The sequence below is a fragment of the Pseudomonas sp. GW822-FHT05A08 genome, from assembly GCF_058800485.1.
In genome coordinates this window covers 1,910,910-1,937,214 of record NZ_CM179511.1, presented here as the reverse complement: position 1 = coordinate 1,937,214, position 26,305 = coordinate 1,910,910, and the positions used below count along the sequence as shown (strand labels likewise).

Genomic DNA, 26,305 nt, shown 5'->3' with positions numbered 1-26,305 from the left:
GGATGTGACGGGACAGCGGCTGCAAGAAAAGCTTTCAAGCTAAATAGCAATGGGCGGCGTTAAGCCGCCCTGATCTCCCTTTCGATTACGGCAAAACGGAGCTCCCCTAAGAAAAAGGGGACTCTTTAATTACTGCCAAAGACATAATAACCTGATCTGGTGCATCATTCAGATCTCCCCCACAGCCACTAACCTCTAAGCCACCATAATTTTTATCAGTGTAAAACCACTCTTCAGCACCATCAAACTCTAACCCTGTATATGGCAATAATTCCCGCACATAACTCCCAAGCCCAATGCCTCCTGACAACTCCCCTTGATATGAATTGACAGGCTTATCACCCACATTAAGACACTCAAACATCCACGCTTTAATAGCATGAATTTTCCATCCACTAGTAAGTACGTGAAGCGCTCGCGTTTCAACACCAGGATGACTTTTGCTATCATAGTACAGACGCCAATTCGTCAGCTCTAAATCAACGACATAAAATCCATATCCACCATCCCCACTTGAATCAAATCTCTTCTCCATCCTCAAAACTGGAGAACCAACAAACCGATATAAACCTTCCACCTCATCAATAACATACTTACTAAGACTTCTCTCAAAGTCTTCCACATGCGCACCCAACGGGATTCCTGCAAGTGAATGAGATGGAACGACCGGAGCCGACCACGAGATAATAAAACAGTTAGTGCTTGTCATTGAGGCGTCCATAAATTTTGCGAAGCATCAAATTTAACATTCTGCCCCTGTGGGTTCAGGTAAACCGTATTTTTATCATAAACAGGCTGTCCCCTCTCAAAAGTTGGCCGATATGTGGCAGGCTCAACAATCTTGATTTTACTACCATCCGCATAGGTCAACTTATAATATTCACCTATATGCGTTGACTGTTTAACAGCGCCAGCAGTTGACGGACTATATTGCACTTCTACAATTTTAGAAACCCCACCATCACTAGAGCTAACTTTAAATACCTGGGCATTACCAGAGGTACCGCTTTTAGTTGAAGACGTCACAATAAAACGGTCTAGGAGAAATGACTGTTTAAGATCATCTATCGACTTACCCCAAATACTTGTAGGAGCCTCGGCAATATTGCGAGGTATACCGATTTGCGCAGCAAGATTATTACGCAATCCCTCACGAGCAATAGCTGAGGTTGCAGGTATTTCTCTTTCAAGCTCACTTATTACCCCTCCAGCACCTTTGGCACCAAGGCTCTCAGCTTCCGCCGCCGCAACCTTCTTCGCCGCCCGCCTTTCCGCTACAGCTTCCAATATCGTCTTGAGAGTAGCCTTACCTCCGACCACTCCACCCAGCGACAGGATGACATCGTCGATAATACTCACCGACTCCGTATTCTTCACCGCCAGCGTCAATATCCGATCAGCGGCATTTTTCGAGGCTAGGTTGTTACTCGAGAAATCCAGGATTTCCTTGCTGTATGCCTCAGCCTGAGCTTTCCCATACTGCTTCCATTTTTCGGCCGCCGTCAGTTCGCCGTAATAACCCTTTCCAAGGCCGTTGAACAAACCTGAGTCATTAAACTGCTCTGGCGTCGAGGCGAACGCATAGACAGGGTTACCATAGGCAATGATCGGCTTGCCATCTGCCCAAGTCAGCGGGATTTTTTGATCCACCAACTGTTTTACGGCGTTTTTTGCAACATCCAGATCGCGCTTGAACCAATCCGTGGTCGGGTCACTCCCCCACTTCTCAACCAAGGCTTCCAAGCGCGCTTTTTCAACTGCGTCAATTTTTTCACCACTGGCGAGGAGGAGCAGATCCTCCCAAAGGGCGTCAGACTTCGGTTTGCCCAGTGTCTGCTCCAGCTCCTCGGCTTTTTTCTTCAGCAGCGGAAGTTCTTGATCACGATGATGCTGGCGATTATTAACCTCGACCCCTGCCCCGCTACCGCCACCTGCGATTGCTCCGGCAGTACCTCCCAGCGATCCGGCCGATGCTCCAAGCCCCGTGGCGATGAGTGTTGCAATAGCTTCCTGATTGCTCTGTTCAATACCACTTTTGCCCAAGGCCTCTGCAATCGCAGGCATCAGCGCCGCCGACGCTCCCGCTCCCAACGCACCGCTCTGTACAGAGCCGCTCGACAGCCCCATCGCAGCACCGGCCAAGGCGTGAAGCAATACCCGGGCAGCACCACCTTCAGCCCATGCCGCTCGGCTGGTGTCATCGGCAGCATTGCGCTTCTGTGCATCAGCGTAATCACCAATCTTTTTGAAGGTGTCATTGGCCGTGGTATTGGCAACGATGCCAACTGCAGTCGTGCCACCAACGCCTCCAAGGCCCGCCGCGATCAAGCCCGAGGCGATGTCGGCCATGATGCGTTTATCACCGCCAACGCTCCAACTAGCAGCATCCGCCAGGGCCGCGTTGGCCTCCGTCACCTGCTCAGGGGTTTTGGCTTTGCTTAGTAACTCTTTGGCAGAATCAGCCTTGGCTTTAGCCACCAAGTTGATAGAGGTACTCGCTAGCTGCGCGGAACTCTGGATCAGGTCCATGCGCTCCTGCATCTTCTTCTCGTCCGGCCGGTCAAGATGCTGATTCGCATTACTGGTGTCGCGATTCAGCCCTACCAGATCCTGCGAGCCCGCTGGATCACGGATCGTGATCGTCCCCTCGCTGACAGCACTGCGGGTGCTGCTGTGATCGGACTCCTTGAGCGCCAGCGGCAGCGTGCCGCCCATGTCGGAATGCGCCCATTTTCTTTCACTGTCCGGCGTCTGCGGTCCGCCCGGCTTGTCCCACTTGGTACTGGTGTAAGAAGCACTCAGACTGGCCGATTGGCTTTTGATCTCACTGGTGTTCTTGATGTCGCTGACGATCAAGCGACCTGTATCGAGATGGTTCTTGTCGGCACTGGCTTCACTGGCAATCACTCCGCCTTGCAGTTGGGTGTTGGCCCCAACATAAATGTCGTATCCCCCTTTACCTGCATAGAGTCCGGTCTGGTCAGTCACCGCCTGGTAATCGCTGTTCATCTTGCTGCCAGCAATATTGCCGCTGGCGGTCACTATGGAGCCGTAGCAGAACGGCGGTACACAGATGCTGGCGCCGAAACCTCCACTCGTCTGTCGGTTTTTCTGATCAGCTTCGTCCTGCCGGGAGACGATATTGAGATTGCCTCCCACATCCGCCTTGATGGTATCGGCCCGTACCTGGGCGCCGGCCAAGGTGGTGTCCTGACCACTTTTCAGCATGAGCAAGCCGGTATCCACGGTGCTGTTGACCTGGGTAACCGAGTGCCCCTTACCCATGCCTTTGGCCATCTGTGCGCCGAGATCCAGAGTGAAGCCGTTCTGATCACCAATATTGAAGCTGGCGCCGATACTGGTCTTGCTGTTGCGGCTCTGGTTATCCCATTGCGCACGGTCCTGCGCGCTTTCCAGAGTGATGTCATTTTTCGCCATCAACAGCGTATCTTTTGCCTTGAGGCTACTACCCACGACATGAATATCGCCCTGGGTACCCGCCGCATCCCCTACCGCCGAAATGACCAGACCCGCACCACTGGTCAAGCTCGATTGCTTGGCCGTTTCACTGCGATACTCGCTGGTACTTTTACTCCGGGTCGAACCCAACTCGGTCCCAATCTTGATAAGCGAACCACTGCTGTTGGCTGGCTTACCTTGGGATTGATTCGCCGCATCGGCGCTGAAGCTGTCGGCCGCGTTGTAGGCAGAGAGCAATGCCTGCGCCCCCTTGACCGCTTTCAAACGACTATCATCTGCATCCCTGGCCGCACGTACATCATTGCGAATGCTCTTGTACGTATCGACCACCATGCCACCGACTACCCGGCCCACTGCAAGACTCTTCGAGCTGTCAGTGCTGCTTTGCGTGGCAGTTTCCACACCCGCGGCGATGGTCACATTGGAACCGGTAAGATTCATCTCCTTGGTGCTGACCAAATCACTGGCCACCACCTTCAGTTCGCGCCCAGCCTCAAGTCTCACACTACCTTCACTCGATCCCACGGTACTGCCCGTCAAGGTGGTTTGCGCCGCCTTACCGGTGTGGTTCCCGCTCCTGATCGACAGATGCTGGTTGCCCGTGATGTCGTCCACGCCCAGATTGTTGGCCGTGAGAACTCCCGTCAGGTCACGGTTCTTCTGCTTATGCAACTCACTACGGGTGAAGGTGTTTTCGGCCGCATCGATGGTCAGGTCGCGCCCGGCCTGAACTGCCAGGTCCTGAGTACTGACCAATGCCGAGCCTGTTACGGTCGCGTCGCGCTTGGCCGCCACTTCCACGGTGTTGCCGGAGATGACGCTGCCGACTGCCGTGGTTTGGGTCTCGGCTACCTGATCCTTGACCTTGCTCGACTTCAGACCACCCCAGCTGCTTTTGCTTTTACTGCTTTCGTGACGGGCACTATTTGAGTCGCTAACAGCCAGGATTTGAACGTCATTACCCGCCATCAACTTCGCGGCACCTTTTTCCGCGGTGACATCACTACCCTTGATCAGCAAGTCATTCCCTGCGACCAGTACACTGTCGGTTCCCGAGGTAACAGAACTGGCGATGTTGGTGGTGCTAGCCACCTCATCAAGCCGACTCTTCTTGCCCGACGAGCTCTTCTTGGTCTTGCTGTAGAAGTTGTAGTTGCTGTCCTCCGCGGACTCCAGCGCCAGGTTGCCACCGGCCACCAGATACGCCTCGTCTCCGGCACTCACCCGACTGGCAATCAGTTCCAGATCCTTGCCGGCACTGAGGGCCACACTGCCACCTGCGGTCACCGCCGTGGCAACCTGGCTGACTTTGTCGGACTGGCCCTTGTACTTCTTCGAGCTGGAGTACGAGTGCTGTTCGTCCGCTGCCGAGGCCAGGGTCAGGTTGCCGGTGGCGGCCATGGCGAGGTTGCGTTTGGCGTCGATCTGGCTGGCGATGGCCGACAGGTCGCGGCCGCTGTTGATCGTCAGGTCGCGGCCGCTGGTGAGCACCGAGCCGTGCTGGCTGGTGCTGGTGTGCAGGGAGTTGGTCCGAGTCTCGTTGTCCTGCTGTTCGACAGCGGAGAGGTTGGCGTCCCGGCCGGCGTTGATGGTGGTGTCACGCGCGACTTGCAGCACGCCAGCGGCGTTATTGAAATCGCGACCGGCCTTGAGCGTCAGGTCATTGGCGGCTTCGATACGCGCGGCGCTGTCGAGGAAGTCACGCCGTTGTTGCAGATCGCCGCCGCTGTTCTGGTGGCTGGTGACCGTGCGTTCGTTGATCAGGTCGCCGTTGAGCGCGCTCAGGTTCACATCGCGACCGGCGATGATGCCGCCCGCCTTGTTCACCAGGTTGTTGCCCGCCAGCAGGTCCAGGCGATTGCCGGCTTCGATCAGGCCACTATTGACCAAGTCGTTGCCGGCCTTGGCCGAGAGGTTGTTGGTGGCGCGCAGGGTGCCGGCGTTGAGCAGGTCCTTGCCGGCGATCAGGCTGATGTCCTGCCCGGCGATCAGCGCGCCGTTGGCGGCCAGGCGGTTGTTGGCGTGGGCCATGTACAGCACCGGCACCAGCACGTTCTCGCCATTTACCGGGTGCGATTCGAGCCAGACGATGTCGTGGGTCAGGGCCGCGACCTGCTCGGAGGTCAGCGAGGTGCCGATCGCCAGGTTGAGCTGCTGCTTGCTCTGCAGCGCGTTATCCATCAGGTACTTGAACAGTTTCTCGTCGGAGTCCTGGCCATCGATGAAACGTTGGCCGGTGCGGGCGACCACCGCCTGCTGGATCAGCCGTTGTTCGTAGAAACCGTCGCCCAGGCGTTTCCAGCTGTTGTCGGGGTTGTAACCCAGGTTCGACAGCAGGTAGTCCGAGCTCATGAACTGTTTCAGGTTGGTCAGCGCCGGGTTGGTTTCAACCAGGTATTTGTGCGCTTGAGGGGGATTGTCGAGCATCGGGATGCCCTGGACCCGCACAATGCTGCCTTGCACCTGTTGCGCCGGGGTACGGCTGTATACCGGCCCTTGAGTAGCCGTTCCACTGTCCGTCGGGGTCGTGACGCTAATCATCGGCAGACTGGCATCGACACCAGGCTGCACCGCGCCAACCTGCGCCAGCTTGCGCTCAGTCGCGGCCACCGGAACCAGCGAATCGACCTGGAGCGCCCGCGCCTGACTCTGGGCCAGGTTCTGCTCGCGCTCAGCGAATCTCAGGCTGATGCTGCCCATGCTCCAGTCCATCGGTGCCGGGTTGCGCTGGGTCGCCGCGGTGTCGCCGGCTCCTTCGCTGCTCAGGCGGAACAGGCCGTGTTGCCCGACCGGCAACGTGAAGCCTGGCAGGGCCAAGGGGTTGACCTGCTGCTTGGCCAGATCCGGCGGCAATTGCGAGTTGATATAGATCGGCGTCGAATACTGACTGCCCGTCGAAGTGTCGCCGGTCTTCTTGCCGCCGCCGACATAGGCGTAGTAACCACGCACCACGCCGTTGTCGATCTTCTCCGAAGCGTTGAGCTGGACGCTGGCGCCGGACTGGATGATGGCGTCGAAGCGCTTGCCGTCGCTGCTTGCCAGAGCCTTGGTACCACCACCCGCCAGTTTTCGAGTACCGGTCATCAGGGCATTGAACCGCGCCAGGTCGGCTTCGAAAGTAGCAGACGGCTTGGTGCCATTTCTGGCATTGAAGGCAGCCACCGCAGCGACCGCACCTTGGTACTCATCCACATGGTTGTATTTGATGGTGGTGGTTTCAATGTCCTGGGGCACCACCCCCTGGTTCTTGATGCTGACGGCGTTAATCGCCAGGTTGCCGGAGGAAGCGATAAAACTGCTTTCGTTACTCAGCTCCTGGGCACCGATGTCCAGCTGCCCGCCGCTGGAGATACTGGAGGCCGCCGTACTGGCGGTCACCTGCAGGCGATCACGCTCGGTGAGCTGCCAGACCGCATTACGCCGATTGCCATGCTTCTTGACATGGCATACCCCAAAGGGGCCGCACGGCAACTCAGTGATTGCGGCGTAGTACTTCTCGTGTTCCGAGTAGGTGAGGATGTCCATGACGTTCTTCACCGTCATGGCGCGAATGGTCATGTCACCCAGGCTTTCGAGGGTGCCGGAGCGGTTTTCCAGCAGGCTCGACTGGGCCTGCCCGGCATTGGCGGCCACCAGCAGGCTGCCCATGCTGAAAACGTCGGCATAGCGATTACTGAAGGTGTTGCCCAGCAACTGCATGTCGCCGCCGCTGAAGATCGAGCTGTGCTCGGCATCGCTGACACCGGCATTGAGCAGCGTCCCGAAATTGAGGGTCAGCGCCCCGGCGCTGCCGAGGGAGCCATAGTTATTGATTGCCCCGGCATTGACCGTCAGCCCCTGGGCGGAGCTCAGGCGTCCGCGATTGGTGAGCACTCCGCCGACATTGATCCGGGTGTTGCCACCACCGGCGATAGTCGCGGTGCCTGGCAGGTCGAGCTGGGCGGCGCCGAAGCTCATGTCGCCCAGGCTGGTCAGTCGCCCATTGCCACCGTAGGCGCCGGACAGTTGCAGGCTCAGGCTGCCGTCACTGGCGATCAGGCCATCGTTGTTCCAGTTGCCGCCACCGCCCTCAAAGCTGTCGGAGGCCAGCAGCTGGCCGCCGGCACTCTGGTAGAAGTTGTTGACGTTGACCTTCAGGCGTCCAGCCTGGATCACGCTGGTGTTGCTCCACGAGTCGGCATTGAGGGTCAGCCCCCCTTGGGTGACCAGGGTGCCGCCCGCCCCGCTGACGTTGGCCATCGAGATATCGAATTGCCCCTTGCCGGAGTGCAGCAGGGTGCCGCCGGCATTCTGCAAGCTCGTCGCGCCGAGGCCCAGGTCGGTACTGGCCACTTCGATGCGGCCGTTACGGTTGTCCAGCAAACCGCCGATCTGGAACAGGCTCTTACCCCCGCTCCCGGCGGCCCGTAGCTGACCCTGAGCGTTGTCGATACTGGCCGCTCGGATGAGCAGCGAGGTGTCGCTCTCGATAACCCCCAGGCGGTTGTTCAATGCACCGCTCAAGCCGAGATCGATGCCTTGACCGGCAACCTGCCCGCCCTTGTCGCCGCCGTTGTCGAACGTAGTCGCGGTGACGCCAAGCTGGCCGCTGGCATAAAGCCCGCCATTGCGGTTGTCGAAGCCGGCGGCGTTGACGATGACATCGCCCTGGCGCGCGGCAATGCGCCCCCCGTTGTTGTTCAGCCCGGCCAAGGCACGCAGATTCAAGCGCTGGGCTTCGATCACGCCACGCTGGCGCTGGTCATTCAGGTCATAACCGTTGAGCAGCACGCCACTGATATGGGTTTCAAGCGCGCCCTTGAGGCTCGACAGCACCCCGCCACGGTTGTCGAGGTTGACCGCGGTAATGCTGACCGCGCCGTCCTGACCGATGACCTTGCCGCCCTGGTTGTTGAAATCGCCGCTGATATTCAGCGTCAGGCCGTTCTGGCTTTGCACCGCGGCCTTGCTGTTGTCGAGGCTGGCAGCCTTCAGCTCGAGGCCCGCATCACGGCTGTAAATCAAGCCGCCCAGGGCATTCTGGACAGCTCCCGCGACAGTCAGGGTGGCTTGCCGGTTGGCCGCCACGGTGCCGTGGTCTCGGTTGTCCAGGCTGTCGGCGTTGAAGGTCAACAGATCCTGGCCGATCAGTTTGCCGCCGCGGTTATCGACGTGGGCCGCGCGCTTGAGCAGCAAGGCCCCGTCACTGCTGAGGGTACCCAGGACGTTGTCCAGGCTGGCCGCCACGTCCAGGGTCAGGGCACCTTTGGTCGCCAGGCTGCCGCTACTGTTGTCCAGGCTGCCGGCGCGCAGATCGACCGATTGCAACGCACTGAGGTTGCCGGCCTTGTTGTTCAAGGTTGCCGCCTTGAGATCAAGGGTGGCACCACTGTCGAGCAGACCGCCGCCCGTGTTATTCAGCAGGCCGGCGACCGTGAGCGTCTGGCCGCCGACACTGGAGACCACCCCTTCGCCGCTGTTGTCCAGGCTCGCGGCGCTCAGCTTGAGCGTGCCATTGCTGGCCAGGGCGCCGGCGCCGCTGTTCAGCAGGGCGCCGCTGACGTCAACGGCCAGGTTGCCCTCCTTGCTGGAGAGCGTCCCGTGGTTGCGGTTGTCCAGGCTCCCTGCCTCGACGGTCAGGCCCTTGATCCCCGACACCAGGCCATTGGCATTCAGCAACTGGCCGGACACGACACCCAGCGCCGCCTCACTGATCAACTTGCCTTGGGTGTTATCCAGGGTGCGACCCGTCAGCGTGAAGCCTTGGCGACTGGACAGGGTCCCCTGCTGGTTCTTCAGGTCCTGCAGTTGCTTGATGCTCAACAAGCCTTTGGCATTCAGTCGGCCGAGGCTGTTGTCGAGATCGCCATTGGCCAGGTCCAGGGTCACCGCGCCGTCGCCCAACAGGCGACCGCCACGCTGCGTCAACCCCGTGACCTTGAGGTTCATGTCGCCCTTGGCCGACACCTCGCCGGCATCGCTTGAGTCCAACTGGTGCGCGGTCAGCTCCAGCGCGCCTTTACTGTTGATCAGCCCGCTGTCCGTGTTGTTCAGCGCCTTGGCCGACAGGTTCAGCCAGTCACCCGCCAGCACGGAACCGTGGCGGTTGTTCAAGTCACCGCTGGCGATGCTCAAGCCGTTGATAGCGTCGATCAGCCCCTGGTCCTGGTTGGTCAGTTGCCCCTGTACCGTCAGTTTCAACCCCGAACGGCTGGTCAATTCGCCGGCACTGTTATCCAGGCTGGCGGCCTGTACTTCCAGCGCCGCGGCACCGATCTTGCCCTTGATGGAGCTGAGCGTCTGTTCGATACGCAGGGTCAACGCCTGGTTACCGAGCAGTTGGCCGCCATCGTTGTTCAGGCTCTTGGCGTTGAGTTCGTAGGCCGCGTCGCTGGAGATTTCGCCGTTGCGGTTGTCGAGGTCACTGAGGTTTTTCAGCAGCAGCGCACCCGGCGCGTGAATGAAACCGTCCCGGTTGTTCAGCCGGCCATGGTTCAGGTCCAGGCTCAGGCTGGTGTTGCTGAACAGACTGCCGCCCTGCTGTTCAAGGCTGCTGACCTTCGCGGTCAGTGCCTTGTCACTGCCGATGCGCCCGGCCGCGTTGGTCAGTTTTGCCGCCGTCAGGTCCAGGGTGTCGCCACTGTCGAGGCTGCCGGCCTGGCTGTTATCGAAGTCGCCAGTGGTGACCTGTACCACGCCCTTGCCGCTGATCACGCCTTTGTGGCTGTTGTCCAGGCTGGCGCTGCGCAACTGCACGCCGCCCTCGCTCACCAGCTTGCCGCCCACGTTGCTCAAGGCGCCACGAGCGCCGAGGTCCAGCGCAGCAGCGCTCATGAAACGACCGTCGCTGTTGTCCAGGGTTGCCGCGGCCACATCAAGGGTGCTTTGGCTATCGATCAACCCTTGGTTGTTTTGCAGGTCGCCCTTGAGTGTGAGGTCCAGGCCTTGCTGGCTTTTGATTTTCCCACTGCGGTTATCGATACGCCCGCCCGTGATCGTCAGCTCGGCCAGCGCATTGATCAAGCCGGCAGCCTGGTTGATCACCTCATCGACCTTGAGCGTCAGCGTGTCATGGGCCTCGACCAGACCCTGGTCGCTGTTATCCAGCTGCTTGCCTGTCAGGCTCAGGCCGGCCTGGGTAGAAAGCTCGCCGCTTCGGTTATCGAGCGTATCGACCTTGAGTTTCAGCGCTTTTGTAGCCCCTACCAGACCGCCTTGGCGGTTATCGAGGCTCGCCCCCGTCAGGTCCAGCACGCCAGTGGCGATCAACTTGCCGCCCTGATTGTCCAGGGTGCCGATCCGAGCGGTCACATCCTGTTTGCCGGAGATATCGGCAGCGCGGTTGTCCAGGCTGGCGGCGGTGAGCAGCAACGCGCCGTCGGCGACAACGGTGCCCCGCTGGTTAGCGAAAACCGTATCGACCTTCAGGTCCAGGTCGCCGGTCGTGCCGAGCACGCCATCAGTGTTGTCCAGGCTGGCGCTGTGGCTGTCGAGGGAACTGGCGCTGACCAGGCCCTTCACGTTACTCAGGGCCTCGGCGATACGCAGGGTCAGCCCCTGGTCACTGATCAGCTTGGCACCGTTGTTATCCAGGCTTTGCGCTTCCAGGCTGAAAGCCCGGGCGCTGGAAATCTCACCCTTTCGGTTGTCGACGCCCTTCAGGTTCTTGAGCTGCAGGGCTCCCGGCGCATGGATGTAGCCACCCTGGTTATTGAGCTGGCCGTTGTTCAGGTCCAGGCTCAGGGCGGCTTCGCTGAACAGCTCCCCGTGTTGCTGATCGAGCCCGGTCACGCTGGCCGTGAGGTCCTGGGCGCTGCTGATGCTGCCACCGGCGTTATTGACCTGGGTGGCGATCAGGCCAAGGCTGCTTTCACTGCGCAGGCTTCCACCCTGGCTGTTGTTGAAGGTCGTCGCGGTGATTTGCGTGGCGTGCTTGCCGGACAGCAGGCCCTTCTGGCTGTTATCGAGAGGGCCGCTGGCGACAGTCAGGCCCTTCTCGGACTTGATGGAGCCACCCTGATTGAGCAGTTCGCCACGGCTGGTGATCGACAGGTCTTCCACGCTCTCAATACGGCCGGCGGTGTTCGTCAGTTTGCTGGTGCCCAGGGTCAGGGGGCGGTCGCTGCGGACCAGCCCGCGGGTGTTGTCGAGCCCACCGGCCAGGGTGATCTCCAGCCCGTTGTGGCTGTCGATCTCGCCATCGGTGTTATCCAGGCTCTGGCTGTTCAGCGTCGTGGTGCCCTTGCCTTGGATCAACCCCTTGCTCTGATTGATAAGACGGCCAACCTTCAGCTCCAGATCGCTACCGGCCAGGACTCTGCCGCCGTCACTGTTGTCGAGCTGCTGGCCGTCAACTTCAGTGGTGATTCCGCTGGACAGTTTTCCGGCGCGGTTGTCGATGCCCTGAACCTTGAGTTTCAGCGCTTTTGTCGCCGCGACCAGGCTGTTGTCCCGGTTGTCGAGAACACTGCCAATCAACGTCAGGTTGCCTTGCGCCACCAGGGTGCCGCCCTGCTGTTGGAGGGTGTCGACGGTCGCATGTACATCGCCTTGGCTGGCGATTCGCCCCAGGGCGTTTTGCACGTTCTGAGCCTTGAGCGTCACTGGGCCGACGGCGCTGAGCAAGCCGCCGCGGTTGTCCAGGCGGGTACCGGTCAGGCCGATCCCTGCCTGACTGGTGATCACGCCTTTGTCGCGATTGTCGAGCTGGCGCACATCGAGTTGCAGGTGCTTGTCGGTGCGTACCTTGCCTGCGCGGTTGTCCAGCAAAGCCGTGTCCAGGCTCAGGCGATCCTTGCCGGTCAGGCTGCCGCCACGGTTGTCGAGACTACCAGCCTGCAGGTCCACCACCCCCTTGGCACCCAGGTCTCCTGCGCTCTGGTTATCGAACAGGCCCACGATCCGCGTGGTCAGGCTGCCATCGCTGGCCAGGCTGCCTGCATGGCTGTTATCCAGGCTGGCGGCGCTGATGCTCACACGCTTGGCGGAACCCAGGACACCGCCCTGGTTGTTCAGGGCGCCGATCAAGCCGATGTTCAACGCCACGTCACCGGTGACCTGACCGCCGCTGTTGTCCAGGCTGTTGGCCGTCAGGGTGGTGATACCGACGCTGGAGACTTCGCCATCGTGGTTATTCAGATGGCCCAATGTGGCGCTGAGGTTGCCGTCGCCGCTGATCAGGCCCCGGCCGTTGAGCACCTGACCGGCCGTGAGTTCGAGACTACCGCTGCTCAGCACCCGCCCCTTGTTCTGGTTATCCAGGGTGCCCGCGCGCACGTTCGCGTTTTGTTTCGCGCTCAGGGTACCGCCCTGATTGTTCAGGGCTTGCGCCGTGGCCACCGTCAGATTGCGACTGGCGATCACGCTCTTGCCGCTGTTATTGAGGGTCTGCGCGCTCAGGCTGACATCGCCATTGGCATTGCGGCTGTTATCGGCGTTGACCCCGACTTCGATGATGCCGCTGTTGCTCAGTCGCCCTCCGGCGCTGAGGCTGATGCTGTCGCGCGCGGTCAGGTTTTGCCGGTTATTCAGGTCGCCCTGGGTTTGCACTGTGAGTGCGCTACCGGCATGGACCGATCCTTGGGCATCCAGACTCGCCGCCTGGACCTTGACCGCGCCATTGGCCGCCGAGGCGTCGACCATGCGCAGTTGGCCATTGGCATCGAGCTGGATATCGCCGCCGCTGGCGATCAACTTGCCGTCGAGTTTTACCCCGACCCCGGCCTCGGTGCCCACCAGCCTGATCGCCCCGGCGTACATGCCGCCCAGGGCCGAGGAGTCGATCGCCAGTTCCGGCTTGGCGCTGCCGTCGTCGGCGCGGGCCGTGGCGTTCAGGGTGCGGGCATCGACGTCGTTGCGGCCGGTGACGATGGTCAGGTTGTTCGCCTGGATCTCGGCATTGATCTTGGCGCTGCGGGTGATGATTTCGAAGCGGTCGACGTTGCTGGCGTTGAGCGTCGCACCGTCGATGGTCACCTGCCCCTGATCGACCTGGTAACGGCTGAGCTGGCCGTTTTCGATCACCGGCTTGCCGGTGGTCAGGGTGGCTTTCGGGGTGTTGATGAAGCCGCAGCCGTTGCAGCTGATGCCATAGGGGTTGGCGACGATCACATGGGCCGACTGCCCCGCCACTTCGGTGTAGCCGCGCAGCTGGCTCGGGCTGCCGCCGTTGACTTCGTTGAGGATGGTTTGCGCCGCGACGCCCTTGAGGTTCGGGTTGCCGACGATGATCCCGCCCAGCTGGGTGCTCTGCGTGCGGTCGGTGGCGTTGTTGAGGATCAGCCCCTGCTGGCCAACGTTGTAGTCGTGGAACTGGTTATGCGACAGGCCGCTGCCATTGGGCGTGGCGATATTGACGATGGGTACGCCGTTGCCCGCCTGGCCCAGGCTGGTGCCCGGCGCGCTGACCACGATGCCTTCCGCCTGGGCCCACAGCGGTTGCCAGAACATGGCGTTGGCCAGGATGAACGCCAGGCCGCGCTTGGGCATGCCCCAGAAGTGCTCGCGGGTTTTCAGGGCGGCAGAAGGCTGGCGGGCCAGGAAAGCGAATTGGCGAACATCCATGTCGAAGGTCTCGGAAAAACGCGAATCAGAGGAAGAAATCCAGGCGGAAGTAGATCGGCGCTTCGCGCTCGCTCAGGACATCCGGGCGTTCAAGGGAATGGGCGAAGGTCACGCTGGTCGCCAGGTGCCGGCCGCGGGCGAACAGCTCCAGGGAGTTGCTCGACAGGCGCCCGTGCTGCTCACCGTTGTAGCGATCGCCACGGATGACGCCCTGGTCGTAGCCCAGGCTGCTGCCGTACTCAGTGAACAGTGGCTGTAGCCAGGCCCAGGTCACCGGACGGCTCCAGCGCAGGTCGTTGCGCCAGTACCCGCCGCTGTCGCCGGACAGCGACTGATCCTTGTACCCGCGAATCGACGACTGCCCGCCCAGGCTGGTGCGCTGCGGGCTGAACAGCACGTCTTCGCTGCGCTGGCCGGTCATCAGGCTGCTGAAGCTGAACGACTCGCCCCACAGCTTGAACGGCTGCAGGTAACTGAGGGTGGCGGTGTATTTGCGGTAGCGCGCATTCGGCTCGCCGGGTCCCGGGTGGCCATTGTCCTGGGCATCGAAGGCGCCAATGCCGTGCTGCATGCCCAGGTCGAGGTTGACGAAGGCACCGCCGATGCGCCGGCCATGGTTGATGCCGAACTGGGCTTCGCTGAGGCGATTGCTGCTCAAGGCCAGCTTGCTGTCTTCGATGAAGTTATTGGTGCGCAGGTAGGCCAGGCCGGCATTCAGCGAGGTCTTGCTCACCGCGTCACGCAGGATCACCCGCTCGGCGCGCAGCTGGTGGTTCTGGCTGTCGCCGGTCTGCTTGAAGCTGAAACCATTGGCCTGGGCCTGGGAGCGGTACTCACTCTGGCTGTAGGTGTAACTGAAGTTCCACCAGCCCCAGGGCAGGTTGTAATAGAGCATGGCGTTGTTGGAGCTGTGCTGGTGATCGCTCATGGCATCGTGGCCACCGCGCAACATCAGCTGGTCGGCCAGCCCCAGCGGGCTGTCCCAGTCGAAGGTGGTGCCCCACTGCTGCTCGCCGGTGCTGCGCTGGCCGTCGTTGCTGCGCGACAGCCCGGCCCGCCAGGGCTTTTGCGCGGTGTTCTTGACCAGCACTTCGCTGCCACCGACCTCCTTGCCGGGGGCCAGCTCCATTTGCGCCTGGTTCGACGGCAGGCGGTTGAGCTGGTCCACCAGTTGTTCGATTTCCCGCAGGTTGACCCGCTCGCCGACCTGGCCAGGAAAGGCCATGGCCAGCTCGCGCTCGGACAGTTGGCTGTCGGCCGCGCCCTTCAAGCCTTCGAGCCGGCCCTCGACCACCAGCACCTTCAAGTGGCCGCCGGACAGGTCCTGCTGCGGCAGGTAGGCACGGCTGGTCACCAGGCCCTTCTCGAGGTAGTGATCGGTGATGACCTTGAGCAGCTCGTTGAGCTGGCTGACACCCAGGCACTGGCCGATATAAGGCTTGAGCAGGCGCGCCTGCTCGGCGGCGGACAGGCTGTCGGCGCCCTTGAGCTCGATGTCCTTGATCGGGAAACAGCGGGTGTCGGCAGGCGCGGTCGGCGCCGTGGGGGCGGCCTCTTTACCGGGCAAATCCTTGAGTTCTTCCAGGCGCCGGCGCTGCTCTTCGAGCAGGCGATCCTGGCGTTCGCGGATCAGGTCGGTGTCACCGGGGGTGGGAGCGGCATGAACGAGGTGTAGCGGAGTCAAGCACAGCAAAGCCAGGCACAACCTCCCCGCGAGGGCGGGTGAGTACATGTTCGGTCCCTCGAGACGCATTAGTGTCAAAATGATATCAATATGTTAATTGGCCATCATTTTGGCGTCAATCATTCATCCTGCCGGCTGATGCAGGAGAGAGGCTCTGCAACGGGGGTTCCAGCGAAGAACTTAAGTCGTCGAAGGGTCTGCCCCGATAAGGCCCAGCCAAGCCTGCTTCCGCCCTGAACTCAAGATCGCCCCTCACCTGATCAACCGCTGAACTTTTCCAAGTTCCTGGCCCTCAACCGCATAACCCTGTCGCCCCGATCAAGAGGCCACCCCCATGAAATCGCTCCTCTCCTTCAGCATCGCCACCACCCTGCTCTGCACCCTGCCCGCCTGGGCCTGCACCCTTGACGAGGCCACCGCCAAGCGTGAGCAACTGGCCCAGGAAGTGACCAGGCTCACCGAGCAGAACCCGGCCAAGGCCAAGGAAATCAACGACGAGTTGCAGAAGATGGACCTGAGCACGGCCAGCAAGGATCTGCCGGACAAGTGCCAGTTGATCGACCAGCGCCTGAAAGAGCTGGGCGCGGCCGAGAAGAAGGCCGACAGCTGATCGCCGGCCAATAAAAAGCCCGGACAGGGTCCGGGCTTTTTCTGTTGCGCTACGGCTTATTCGGCAGCCGGTGCTGGCTTGCGGCGCTTGAGCGGCGCCATGCCGTCCTGGCTGACCAGGGCATCGCTTTTCGGCCGGTTGGCGGTCTTGCGCTTGGTCGGGGCCTTGGCCGCGGTTTTTTTCTTGTCGCCCTTGGCGTCGGTCTTTTTCTTCTTCACGCCCGCGGCCTTGCCGGAGGCCTTGACCTTCTTCGGCCCGCCGTAGGTGCCTTTGACTTCCTTGATGGTGCGACGCTCGAAGTTCTGCTTGAGGTAGCGCTCGATGCTCGACATCAGGTTCCAGTCGCCATGGCAGATCAGCGAGATGGCCAGGCCGTCGTTGCCGGCACGCCCGGTACGGCCGATGCGGTGCACATACTCGTCGCCGCTGCGCGGCATGTCGAAGTTGATCACCAGGTCCAGGCCGTCGACGTCCAGGCCGCGGGCGGCGACGTCGGTGGCGACGAGGATTTTCACCCCACCCTGCTTCAGGCGGTCGATGGCCAGCTTGCGGTCCTTCTGGTCTTTCTCACCGTGCAGGACGAATGCCTTGTACTCCTGGGCCACCAGGCGGCCGTAGATGCGGTCGGCCATGGCGCGGGTGTTGGTGAAGACGATGGCCTTCTGGTAGGTCTCGTTGGCCAGCAGCCAGTTGACGATTTGCTCTTTGTGCTGGTTGTGGTCAGCGGTGATGATCTGCTGGCGGGTGGTGTCGTTCAGCTGGCTGACCGCGTTCAGCTGCAGGTGCTCAGGGTTGTTCAGGACCTTGGCGACCATCTCGCGCAGGCCCGAGCCGCCGGTGGTGGCGGAAAACAGCATGGTCTGCTGCCGGTTCGGGCACTCGTCCACCAGGCGCTGCACGTCGTCGGCAAAGCCCATGTCGAGCATGCGGTCGGCTTCGTCAAGGACCAGCACTTCCACTTCTTTCAAATCGAGGTTGCCGGCGTTCAGTTGCTCGATCAGGCGGCCCGGGGTGCCGATCAGGATGTCCGGCACCTTGCGCAGCATGGCGGCCTGGACCTTGAAGTCTTCGCCACCGGTGATCAGGCCGGCCTTGATGAAGGTGAACTGCGAGAAGCGTTCGACTTCCTTCAGGGTCTGCTGCGCCAGTTCGCGGGTCGGCAACAGGATCAGGGTCTTGATGCTGACGCGGATCTTCGCCGGACCGATCAGGCGATTGAGAATCGGCAGGACGAACGCGGCGGTCTTGCCGCTGCCGGTCTGTGCCGTCACCCGCAGGTCACGCCCCTGGAGCGCGAGCGGAATGGCCGCTGCCTGCACAGGCGTTGGCTCGACAAATTTAAGCTCGGCCACGGCTTTGAGCAGGCGTTCGTGCAGGGCGAATTGGGAAAACACGGGTGCTACCTCGAAGATATGCAAAAAAACAGCTGCATAGGGTAACGGTTTCGGGCGCGAAGGCCGAGTTTCTTTCACGCAAACCACGGTAAACAATTGGTTTTTGTCAGCGATTTGTCCTTAACGGTAACTTTCGACGGCTTAAATGTTCTAATCGATCCGTCTCGTCTCATAGAGGAAGCTTCTGACCCCATGGATTTCAAACAGCTCTGGCTCAACGTTCAAGACCTCTGGGGGGCGCTCGATGAGCACCCGCTCCTGCATTCCAGCCTGGCCCTGGTCATCCTGCTGGTGGTGGCGCTGCTCGTCGGACGAGTGGCGCGCTACCTGATCCTGCACGCGGTCAAGCTGCTCGGCCACCAGCCGTCCCTGCACTGGCTCAACGATCTGCGCCAGAACAAGGTGTTCCATCGCCTGGCGCAGATGACCCCGTCGCTGGTGGTCCAGTTCGGCCTGCACCTGGTGCCGGAGCTGAGCAAGACCAGCCTGGTGTTCCTCGGCAACCTGGCGCTGGCCTTCACCATCCTGTTCCAGGTGCTGGCCATCAGCGCCCTGCTCAACGCCCTGCTGGACATCTACGCGCGCACCGAACATGCGCGCACCCGTTCGATCAAGGGTTATGTGCAGCTGGCGAAGATGGTGCTGTTCGTGTTCGGCGCGATCATCATCGTCGCCACCCTGATCGACCGCTCGCCGCTGCTGCTGTTGTCCGGCCTGGGCGCCATGTCGGCGGTGATCCTGTTGGTCTACAAGGACACCCTGCTGTCGTTCGTCGCCAGTGTGCAGCTGACCAGCAACGACATGCTGCGGGTCGGCGACTGGATCGAAATGCCCCAGGTCGGCGCCGACGGCGATGTGGTGGATATCACCCTGCACACGGTCAAGGTGCAGAACTTCGACAAGACCATCGTCTCGATCCCCACCTGGCGCCTGATGTCCGAGTCGTTCAAGAACTGGCGCGGCATGCAGCAGTCCGGCGGCCGGCGGATCAAGCGCAGCCTGTACATCGACGCCAGCGGCGTGCGTTTCATCAACGATGAGGAAGAAGCGCGCCTGGGCAAGGTCCACCTGCTCACCGACTACATCAGTCGCAAGCAGGCCGAGCTCAAGAGCTGGAACGAAGCCCAGGGCAATGTCGCCGCCATGTCGGCCAATCGCCGCCGCATGACCAACCTGGGCACCTTCCGCGCCTATGCCCTGGCGTACCTCAAGAGTCATCCGGACATCCAGCCGAACATGACCTGCATGGTCCGCCAGATGCAGACCACCGCCCAGGGCATTCCGCTGGAAATCTACTGCTTCACCCGCACCACGGCGTGGACCGACTACGAGCGTATCCAGGGCGATATCTTCGATTACCTGCTGGCGGTGATGCCGGAATTCGGCTTGAGCCTGTATCAACAGCCGAGCGGCAACGACCTGCGCGCCGGCCTGCTGCCGGCGGTGCTGGGCGCCAGTCATATCCCCGAAGTGGAAAAACGCGCGCTGTAATTCCCGCCTGATCGCCCCGTCCCCGGGGCGATCCCCCTCTATCTGCCTATCTGCCTATTTGCCTATTTGCCTATTTGCCTATCTGTAGGAGCGAAGCTTGCTCGCGATCCGCGCAGCGGCCTGACCCCGCGGTGTCTGTCAGGTCGCTATCGCGGGCAATCGAGCGTCGACCGGCCGCTCCTACAGAACTGCGGCGGTTTTCGTGCCGCGACGGCTGATCCACACCGCCGCCAGAATCACCAGCGCCCCGAGGAACAGGCGCCCCAGTTCTTCGTGCTGGTTCCAGATCAACAGGTTGATCAGCAGCCCCACCGGCACATGCAGGTTGTTCATCACCGCCAGGGTCGCGCCAGTGACCAGGCAGGCGCCCTTGTTCCACCAGTACAGCCCCAGCGCGGTGGACACCAGCCCGAGAAACAGCAGCACCGCCCATTGCAACGGCGCTTCGGGCAGGAAGTCCGGCTTGCCGAACAACAGGAAAGCTGGCAACACCACCGCCAGAGCCCCCAGGTAGAAGTAGCCGAAACGCCGGTAATGCGGCAGGTCGCTCGGATGGCGCGCCACCAGGTGCTTGTACAGCACCTGCCCGGCGGCGTAGGTGAAGTTGGCCAGTTGCAACAGCAAGAAGCCCATGAAGAAGTCCGGGCTGATGCGGTCGTAGCGGATCACTGCCGCCCCGGCCACCGCCACCAGCGCCGCCAGCAGGCCCCAGGGGTTGAAGCGGCGGTTGAGCGCATCCTCGATCAGGGTCACGTGCAGCGGCGTGAGGATGGTGAACAGCAGCACCTCCGGCACCGTCAGCACACGGAAACTCAGGTACAGGCAGACGTAGGTCACGCCGAACTGCAAGGCGCCGATCAGCAGCATGCCGCGCATGAACGCCGGCTCCACCTGGCGCCAGCGGGTCAGCGGGATAAACACCAGCCCGGCCAGCAGCACCCGGACCAGCACCGCGAAGTAACTGTCGACATGCCCGGCCAGGTATTCGCCGATCAGGCTGAAGGAAAACGCCTGGATCAGCGTGACAAAAAGTAGATAGCCCATTGCTCGCCTCGTCTTGAAGAGGCGGCGACGATAGCGGTTTTGCCCCATCCGGCGCAAAACACCTCGCCTCCCCGTGCTTGCCGTAGCCGCTGCCGAGCCCTGCGAGGCTGCGATCGATGGCGCAGCCGTCGCCACACCAGGCGCCGCGCAATTCCTGACGCATCGCGGTCGCTGGGTTTACGGCTGCTACGTCGGAATGCCGCCCAACCCGATCACAGCCTCGCCAGGGCTCGGCAGCGGCTACAAAGAACGTGATAAATCGTGGGCAAAAAAAAGCCCGATCTCGCAAAGCGTTCAATCGGGCAGGAGCACTCAGGAGCAACAAGTGCAAAGGGAGGTTCGATGCGCAAACAAACTTGAAGGGGAGCGCAGGGCCTACTAGACCACTGCGCGATTATCTGGCGATTAACGGATCAGGCGACCTGGGCCAGTTTGGCGTTGGCCTGGTTCAGGCCCTTCTCCTGGAAGTCGCCGCCCAGGTTCATGCCTTCGGCGTGAATGAACTCGACGTCGTGGATCCCGATGAAACCCATGACCTGGCGCAGGTAGGGTTCCTGGTGGTCCGCGGTGCTGCCGGCGTAGATGCCGCCACGGGCGGTCAGCACATAGGCACGCTTGCCGTTGAGCAGGCCCTGGGGACCGGTCTCGGTGTACTTGAAGGTCACACCGGCACGCAGCACGTGGTCCAACCAGGCTTTGAGGGTGCTCGGGATGGCGAAGTTGTACATCGGCGCGGCCATCACCAACACGTCGGCGGCCAGCAGTTCGTCGGTCAGTTCGTTGGAGCGCTGCAGCGAGGCCTCTTCGATCTCGTTGCGCTGCCCGGCGGGTTTCATCCAGCCGCCCAGCAGGTTGATATCCAGGTGCGGCACCGGGGTTACCGCCAGGTCACGCACGGTGATCTGGTCGTCCGGGTGGGCCGCTTGCCATTGCTTGATGAAGGTCTGGGTCAGCTGACGGGAAACGGAATCCTGCTGACGGGCACTGCTTTCGATGATCAGAACGCGGGACATGGGATGTAGCCTCCATCGGGAATGCTGTAGGTCGATGGAGCGCAGATTAAACAGAGTCATATCGATGAAAAAGCGCAAATAACTGCTATAACCAATCAATAAATTCGTTTATAAGCGGAGCAGGTCGCGCACCCTGCTCCGCTTTGCGCTTATTTGGCGGTACAGGTCAGGTCGATGCGCAGCTTGATGATGCTGCGGTTGAACTTGGCCGTGGCGTTCTTGAACTTGCCGGCCGCCACTTCCACCTTGCGCGTGCGCGGGGCTTCGGGACCGTTGCGAAAGACCACCGTGCAGGCGGCGTCGGTGGTGCCGTAGTTGTTCACCTGGATCGAACCGATGTCGGCATCGGTGTCGTAGGCGGTGTAGTCGATGCTCACGCCTTCGAGGTGTTTCTTCACGTCGATGGGATAGGCGAACGCACTGAGCGGCAGCAGGGCCAGCAACACACAACAGAATTTTCTCATTCGGCAGTCTCCAATAAGGAGCGCCAGCTTAGGACAAGAGGAGCTCCTCATGAAAGCGCCCCGCGTTACCCTCGATCAATGGCGAACGCTGCAGGCCGTGGTCGACCACGGCGGCTTCGCCCAGGCGGCCGAAGCGCTGCACCGTTCGCAATCCTCTGTCAGTTACACCGTGGCGCGCATGCAGGACCAACTGGGCGTGCCGCTGCTGCGTATCGATGGGCGCAAGGCCGTGCTCACCGAAGCCGGCGGCGTGTTGCTGCGGCGCTCGCGGCAACTGGTGAAACAGGCCAGCCAGCTGGAAGACCTGGCCCACCACATGGAACAGGGCTGGGAAGCCGAAGTGCGCCTGGTGGTGGACGCCGCCTACCCCAGCGCGCGCCTGGTCCGCGCGCTGACCGCCTTCATGCCGCAAAGCCGTGGCTGCCGGGTGCGCCTGCGCGAAGAAGTGTTGTCCGGGGTCGAAGAAGTGCTGCTCGAAGGCGTGGCCGACCTGGCCATCAGTGGCTTCAATATCTCCGGCTACCTGGGCACGGAAATGAGCTCGGTGGAGTTCGTCGCCGTGGCCCACCCGGAACACGCCCTGCACCGCCTGAACCGCGAGCTGAATTTCCAGGACCTGGAAAGCCAGTTGCAGGTGGTGATCCGCGACTCCGGCCGCCAACAGCCGCGGGATGTCGGCTGGCTCGGCGCCGAACAGCGCTGGACCGTCGGCAGCCTGGCCACCGCCGCCACCTTCGTCGGCAGCGGCCTGGGCTTTGCCTGGCTGCCGCGGCATATGATCGAGCGCGAACTCCGGGAGGGCCTGCTCAAGGTGCTACCGTTGGACCAGGGCGGCAGCCGCCACCCGACCTTCTACCTGTACTCGAACAAGGACAAACCCCTGGGCCCGGCCACGCAGATCCTCGTCGAGCTGCTGCGCACCTTCGACACCGCGCCGCTGGACGCGCCGTTCGCCGCCCCGGAACAAGCCTGACCCCGTACTTGAACCCTCCACGCGCCTGAACAGGAATTCAGCCATGGCCTATTTCGAACACGAAGGATGCACCCTGCACTATGAGGAATACGGCCATGGCGAACCGCTGGTGCTGGTCCACGGGCTCGGCTCCAGCACCCGTGACTGGGAAAAGCAGATCGCCGAGCTGTCCGCCCATTACCGCCTGATCCTGCCCGACGTGCGCGGCCATGGCCGCTCCGACAAACCCCGCGAGCCCTACAGCATCGCCGGGTTCAGCGCCGACCTCATCGCCCTGCTGGAGCACCTGAACCTGTCGCGGGTGCACTTGGTAGGCCTGTCCATGGGCGGCATGATCGCCTTCCAGGTCGCGGTGGATCAGCCCGGGCTGCTGAAAAGCCTGTGCATCGTCAACAGCGCGCCCGAGGTCAAGATCCGCAGCGCCAACGATGCCTGGCAATGGTTCAAGCGCTGGAGCCTGATGCGCCTGCTCAGCCTGGAAACCATCGGCATTGCCCTGGCCGGCAAATTGTTCCCCCTACCTGCGCAGGCCGAGCTGCGGCAAAAGATGGCCGAGCGCTGGGCAAAAAACGACAAACGTGCTTATCTCGCAAGCTTTGATGCCATCGTTGGCTGGGGGGTCCAGGAACGACTTTCGCAAGTCGCCTGTCCAACCCTGGTCATCAGCGCCGACCGTGACTACACCCCGGTCGCACTGAAAGAAAGTTATGTGAAACTGCTGCCCGACGGGCGCCTGGTGGTGATCGCCGATTCGCGTCACGCCACGCCGCTGGACCAGCCGCAACGCTTCAACCAAACCCTGCTCGAGTTTTTAACCGCAGTCGACACCACCCCCCAGGATCACTGACCCATGCTGAAAAAAATCGCCCTCGTCGCCGGCTCCGTTCTGTTTGCTGCCAACCTGATGGCCGCCCAACCGGCCAAGGCGCCTCACGTCCTGCTGGACACCAGCTTCGGCAAGATCGAAGTCGAACTGGACCCGGTCAAGGCCCCGATCTCCAGCAAGAACTTCCTCGACTACGTCGACAGTGGCTTCTACACCAACACCATCTTTCACCGGGTGATCCCGGGTTTCATGGTCCAGGGCGGCGGCTTCACTCCGCAGATGGTGCAGAAGGAAACCCGCGACCCGATCAAGAACGAAGCCAGCAACGGCCTGCATAACGTACGCGGCACCCTGTCCATGGCCCGCACCTCGAACCCGAACTCGGCCACCAGCCAGTTCTTCATCAACGTCGCCGACAACGCCTTCCTCGACCCGGGTCGCGATGCCGGTTACGCGGTGTTCGCCAAAGTGGTGAGCGGCATGGACGTGGTCGACCAGATCGTCAATTCGCAGACCACCACCAAACAAGGCATGCAGAACGTGCCGATCGACCCCGTGCTGATCAAGTCGGCCAAGCGCATCGACTAATGTGTCACCGGGAGTCCCGGCGCAGCGCTGACACAGTGCTGCGCCTGCTTACTGATAAGGAGAGCCCGCCACGCGGGCGTCAGATCCCATGCTCTATCGTCGTTTTGAACAGCTGATCGATATTTTCCGCGACGCTCCCACTGCCGCTCCCCCCAACCGCGTACTGCCCTTCTACCTCTACTACATCAAGCAGGTCTGGCCGAGCTTCGTCGCCCTGCTGGTGGTCGGCCTGTTCGTCGCGCTGATCGAAGTGTCGCTGTTCAGCTACCTGAGCACGATCATCGACCTGGCCCAGGGCACGCCGAATGTCGAGATCTTCAAGACCCACGGCCTCGAGCTGGCCTGGATGGCGGTGGTCGCGCTGATCTTCCGCCCGCTGTTCGTCGCCCTGCACGACCTGCTGGTGCACCAGACCATCAGCCCGGGCATGACCAGCCTGATTCGCTGGCAGAACCACAGCTACGTGCTCAAGCAGAGCCTGAACTTCTTCCAGAACGATTTCGCCGGGCGCATCGCCCAGCGCATCATGCAGACCGGTAACTCGCTGCGCGATTCGGCGGTGCAGGCGGTGGACGCGCTGTGGCACGTGCTGATCTATGCGGTCAGCGCCCTGGTGCTGTTCGCCGAGGCCGACTGGCACCTGATGATCCCGCTGCTGATCTGGATCGCCAGCTACATCGGCGCGCTCTGGTACTTCGTGCCGCGGGTCAAGGAGCGCTCGGTGATCTCCTCGGACGCCAACTCCAAGCTGGTCGGCAGGATCGTCGACGGCTACACCAACATCACCACCCTCAAGCTGTTCGCCCACACCCACTTCGAGCAGAACTACGCGCGCGAAGCCATCGGCGAACAGACCGAGAAAAGCCAGCTGGCCGGGCGCGTCATCACCAGCATGGACGTGGTGATCACCGCCATGAACGGCCTGCTGATCGTCTCCACCACGGGCCTGGCCCTGTGGCTGTGGACCCAGTCGCTGATCTCGGTCGGCGCCATCGCCCTGGCCACCGGCCTGGTGATTCGCATCGTCAACATGTCCGGCTGGATCATGTGGGTGGTCAACGGCATCTTCGAGAACATCGGCATGGTCCAGGACGGCCTGCAGACCATCGCCCAGCCCATCAGCGTCAGCGACCGCGAGCAGGCGCCACGCCTGGCGGTGGCCAGCGGCGAAGTGCGTTTCGAGCATGTGGATTTCCACTACGGGAAAAAGGCCGGGGTCATCAGCGACCTCAACCTGACCATCCGGCCCGGGGAAAAGATCGGCCTGATCGGCCCGTCCGGCGCCGGCAAGTCGACCCTGGTCAACCTGTTGCTGCGGCTCTATGACCTGGAGAGCGGACGCATCCTGATCGACAACCAGAACATCGCCGACGTGACCCAGGAAAGCCTGCGCGAGCGGATCGGCATGATCACCCAGGACACCTCGCTGCTGCACCGTTCGATCCGCGACAACCTGCTGTACGGCAAGCCCGACGCCACCGACGAGGAACTCTGGGAAGCGGTGCGCAAGGCCCGCGCCGACGAGTTCATCCCGTTGCTTTCCGACGCCCAGGGCCGCACCGGCTTCGATGCCCATGTCGGCGAACGCGGGGTGAAACTCTCCGGTGGCCAGCGCCAGCGCATCGCCATTGCCCGGGTGCTGCTCAAGGACGCGCCGATCCTGATCATGGACGAGGCCACCTCGGCCCTGGACTCGGAAGTCGAGGCGGCGATCCAGGAAAGCCTGGAGACCCTGATGCAAGGCAAGACCGTGATCGCCATCGCCCACCGCCTCTCGACCATCGCCCGCATGGACCGCCTGGTGGTCCTGGAAAAAGGCCTCATCGCCGAGACCGGCAGCCATGCCGAGCTGTTGGCCCACGGCGGTTTGTATGCGCGCCTCTGGCAGCATCAGACCGGGGGGTTCGTCGGTATCGATTGATCCACCCCGCCCCAAAAAACGCCAGCACCCTTCGGGGTCCTGGCGTTTTTTGCGCCACCCTTCACCCGTAGCCGCTGCCGAGCCCGTGAGGCTGCGATCGGCGGCGTAGCCGTCGCAAACCGGTGAATGCGCTCCTTCAGGCAGATCAGGGTTACAGGCTTTGCGAGCGCTGCGCGCTCGATCGCAGCCTTCGGCAGCGGCTACAAAAACGCTACATCAGGGCCCGACATTTTTTCGCTCCCCTGTAGCCGCTGCCGAGCCCGCGAGGCTGCGAT

General features: G+C 61.7%; 13 protein-coding genes. 6 read left to right on the top strand and 7 right to left on the bottom strand.

Features of this window, described 5'->3' with window-relative positions; all coding sequences use genetic code 11:
* Positions 1-106 precede the first annotated feature (106 nt).
* Genes AC3RCP_RS08750 through AC3RCP_RS08740 form a run of 3 tightly spaced genes read right to left on the bottom strand, consistent with a single transcriptional unit; the run spans position 107 to position 15,754 of the window.
* Entirely contained in the window at positions 107-709 is a 603-nt protein-coding gene (locus AC3RCP_RS08750; protein ID WP_125737989.1) for a hypothetical protein, read from the bottom strand.
* The gene (locus tag AC3RCP_RS08745; RefSeq protein WP_492569610.1) at positions 706-14,022 is read right to left on the bottom strand and encodes a two-partner secretion domain-containing protein; all 13,317 of its coding nucleotides are present in this window, start codon (positions 14,020-14,022) and stop codon (positions 706-708) included. The genes AC3RCP_RS08750 and AC3RCP_RS08745 overlap by 4 nt, the downstream gene beginning before the upstream one ends.
* Positions 14,023-14,047: 25 nt before the next feature.
* Positions 14,048-15,754 carry a ShlB/FhaC/HecB family hemolysin secretion/activation protein gene (locus AC3RCP_RS08740; RefSeq protein ID WP_125737987.1) on the bottom strand — a complete coding sequence of 569 codons (1,707 nt, stop codon included), beginning with the start codon at positions 15,752-15,754 and terminating at the stop codon, positions 14,048-14,050.
* A gap of 286 nt (positions 15,755-16,040) precedes the next feature.
* Here AC3RCP_RS08740 and AC3RCP_RS08735 point away from each other — a divergent pair, with 286 nt between their 5' ends.
* Positions 16,041-16,316 carry a hypothetical protein gene (locus AC3RCP_RS08735; RefSeq protein ID WP_492569608.1) on the top strand — a complete coding sequence of 92 codons (276 nt, stop codon included), beginning with the start codon at positions 16,041-16,043 and terminating at the stop codon, positions 16,314-16,316.
* 56 nt (positions 16,317-16,372) lie between these two features.
* Here the strand turns inward: AC3RCP_RS08735 and AC3RCP_RS08730 are convergent, their stop codons facing one another.
* The gene (locus AC3RCP_RS08730; protein ID WP_007920640.1) at positions 16,373-17,710 is read right to left on the bottom strand and encodes a DEAD/DEAH box helicase; all 1,338 of its coding nucleotides are present in this window, start codon (positions 17,708-17,710) and stop codon (positions 16,373-16,375) included.
* Positions 17,711-17,902: 192 nt separating this feature from the next.
* Here AC3RCP_RS08730 and AC3RCP_RS08725 point away from each other — a divergent pair, with 192 nt between their 5' ends.
* A complete protein-coding gene (locus tag AC3RCP_RS08725) occupies positions 17,903-19,201 on the top strand; it encodes a mechanosensitive ion channel family protein (RefSeq protein WP_492569606.1) in 1,299 nt (432 codons plus the stop codon).
* Between the two features lie 180 nt (positions 19,202-19,381).
* Here AC3RCP_RS08725 and AC3RCP_RS08720 read toward each other — a convergent pair whose 3' ends face one another.
* The 3 genes from AC3RCP_RS08720 to AC3RCP_RS08710 all read right to left on the bottom strand — a co-directional run bounded on the left by AC3RCP_RS08720 (position 19,382) and on the right by AC3RCP_RS08710 (position 21,722).
* Entirely contained in the window at positions 19,382-20,245 is an 864-nt protein-coding gene (locus AC3RCP_RS08720; protein ID WP_097302453.1) for a carboxylate/amino acid/amine transporter, read from the bottom strand.
* A gap of 413 nt (positions 20,246-20,658) precedes the next feature.
* Positions 20,659-21,258, bottom strand: a complete 600-nt coding sequence (locus tag AC3RCP_RS08715; protein WP_007920630.1) for an FMN-dependent NADH-azoreductase — start codon at positions 21,256-21,258, stop codon at positions 20,659-20,661.
* Between the two features lie 149 nt (positions 21,259-21,407).
* Positions 21,408-21,722, bottom strand: a complete 315-nt coding sequence (locus AC3RCP_RS08710; protein WP_007920629.1) for a hypothetical protein — start codon at positions 21,720-21,722, stop codon at positions 21,408-21,410.
* Positions 21,723-21,771: 49 nt separating this feature from the next.
* Here AC3RCP_RS08710 and AC3RCP_RS08705 point away from each other — a divergent pair, with 49 nt between their 5' ends.
* From AC3RCP_RS08705 to AC3RCP_RS08690, 4 genes are all read left to right on the top strand, one after another.
* On the top strand, positions 21,772-22,695 hold the full coding sequence (locus tag AC3RCP_RS08705) for a PA3225 family LysR-type transcriptional regulator (RefSeq protein ID WP_007920628.1): 924 nt from the start codon (positions 21,772-21,774) through the stop codon (positions 22,693-22,695).
* 43 nt (positions 22,696-22,738) lie between these two features.
* Positions 22,739-23,542 (top strand): alpha/beta fold hydrolase, encoded by an 804-nt coding sequence (locus AC3RCP_RS08700; RefSeq protein ID WP_492569604.1) that lies wholly within the window; start codon positions 22,739-22,741, stop codon positions 23,540-23,542.
* Between the two features lie 3 nt (positions 23,543-23,545).
* Positions 23,546-24,109 (top strand): peptidylprolyl isomerase A, encoded by a 564-nt coding sequence (locus tag AC3RCP_RS08695; protein WP_007920626.1) that lies wholly within the window; start codon positions 23,546-23,548, stop codon positions 24,107-24,109.
* An 88-nt stretch (positions 24,110-24,197) separates the two neighbouring features.
* Positions 24,198-26,030 (top strand): ABC transporter ATP-binding protein, encoded by a 1,833-nt coding sequence (locus AC3RCP_RS08690; protein ID WP_101337122.1) that lies wholly within the window; start codon positions 24,198-24,200, stop codon positions 26,028-26,030.
* The last annotated feature ends 275 nt before the right edge of the window (positions 26,031-26,305 follow it).

Bases quoted from the DNA above. Each gene is read 5' to 3' on its own strand.
- AC3RCP_RS08745 (WP_492569610.1), bottom strand. From the start codon at position 14,022: ATGGATGTTCGCCAATTCGCTTTCCTGGCCCGCCAGCCTTCTGCCGCC.
- AC3RCP_RS08715 (WP_007920630.1), bottom strand. From the start codon at position 21,258: ATGTCCCGCGTTCTGATCATCGAAAGCAGTGCCCGTCAGCAGGATTCC.
- AC3RCP_RS08695 (WP_007920626.1), top strand. From the start codon at position 23,546: ATGCTGAAAAAAATCGCCCTCGTCGCCGGCTCCGTTCTGTTTGCTGCC.
- AC3RCP_RS08750 (WP_125737989.1), bottom strand. From the start codon at position 709: ATGACAAGCACTAACTGTTTTATTATCTCGTGGTCGGCTCCGGTCGTT.
- AC3RCP_RS08735 (WP_492569608.1), top strand. From the start codon at position 16,041: ATGAAATCGCTCCTCTCCTTCAGCATCGCCACCACCCTGCTCTGCACC.
- AC3RCP_RS08705 (WP_007920628.1), top strand. From the start codon at position 21,772: ATGAAAGCGCCCCGCGTTACCCTCGATCAATGGCGAACGCTGCAGGCC.
- AC3RCP_RS08740 (WP_125737987.1), bottom strand. From the start codon at position 15,754: ATGTACTCACCCGCCCTCGCGGGGAGGTTGTGCCTGGCTTTGCTGTGC.
- AC3RCP_RS08725 (WP_492569606.1), top strand. From the start codon at position 17,903: ATGGATTTCAAACAGCTCTGGCTCAACGTTCAAGACCTCTGGGGGGCG.
- AC3RCP_RS08690 (WP_101337122.1), top strand. From the start codon at position 24,198: ATGCTCTATCGTCGTTTTGAACAGCTGATCGATATTTTCCGCGACGCT.
- AC3RCP_RS08710 (WP_007920629.1), bottom strand. From the start codon at position 21,722: ATGAGAAAATTCTGTTGTGTGTTGCTGGCCCTGCTGCCGCTCAGTGCG.
- AC3RCP_RS08720 (WP_097302453.1), bottom strand. From the start codon at position 20,245: ATGGGCTATCTACTTTTTGTCACGCTGATCCAGGCGTTTTCCTTCAGC.
- AC3RCP_RS08700 (WP_492569604.1), top strand. From the start codon at position 22,739: ATGGCCTATTTCGAACACGAAGGATGCACCCTGCACTATGAGGAATAC.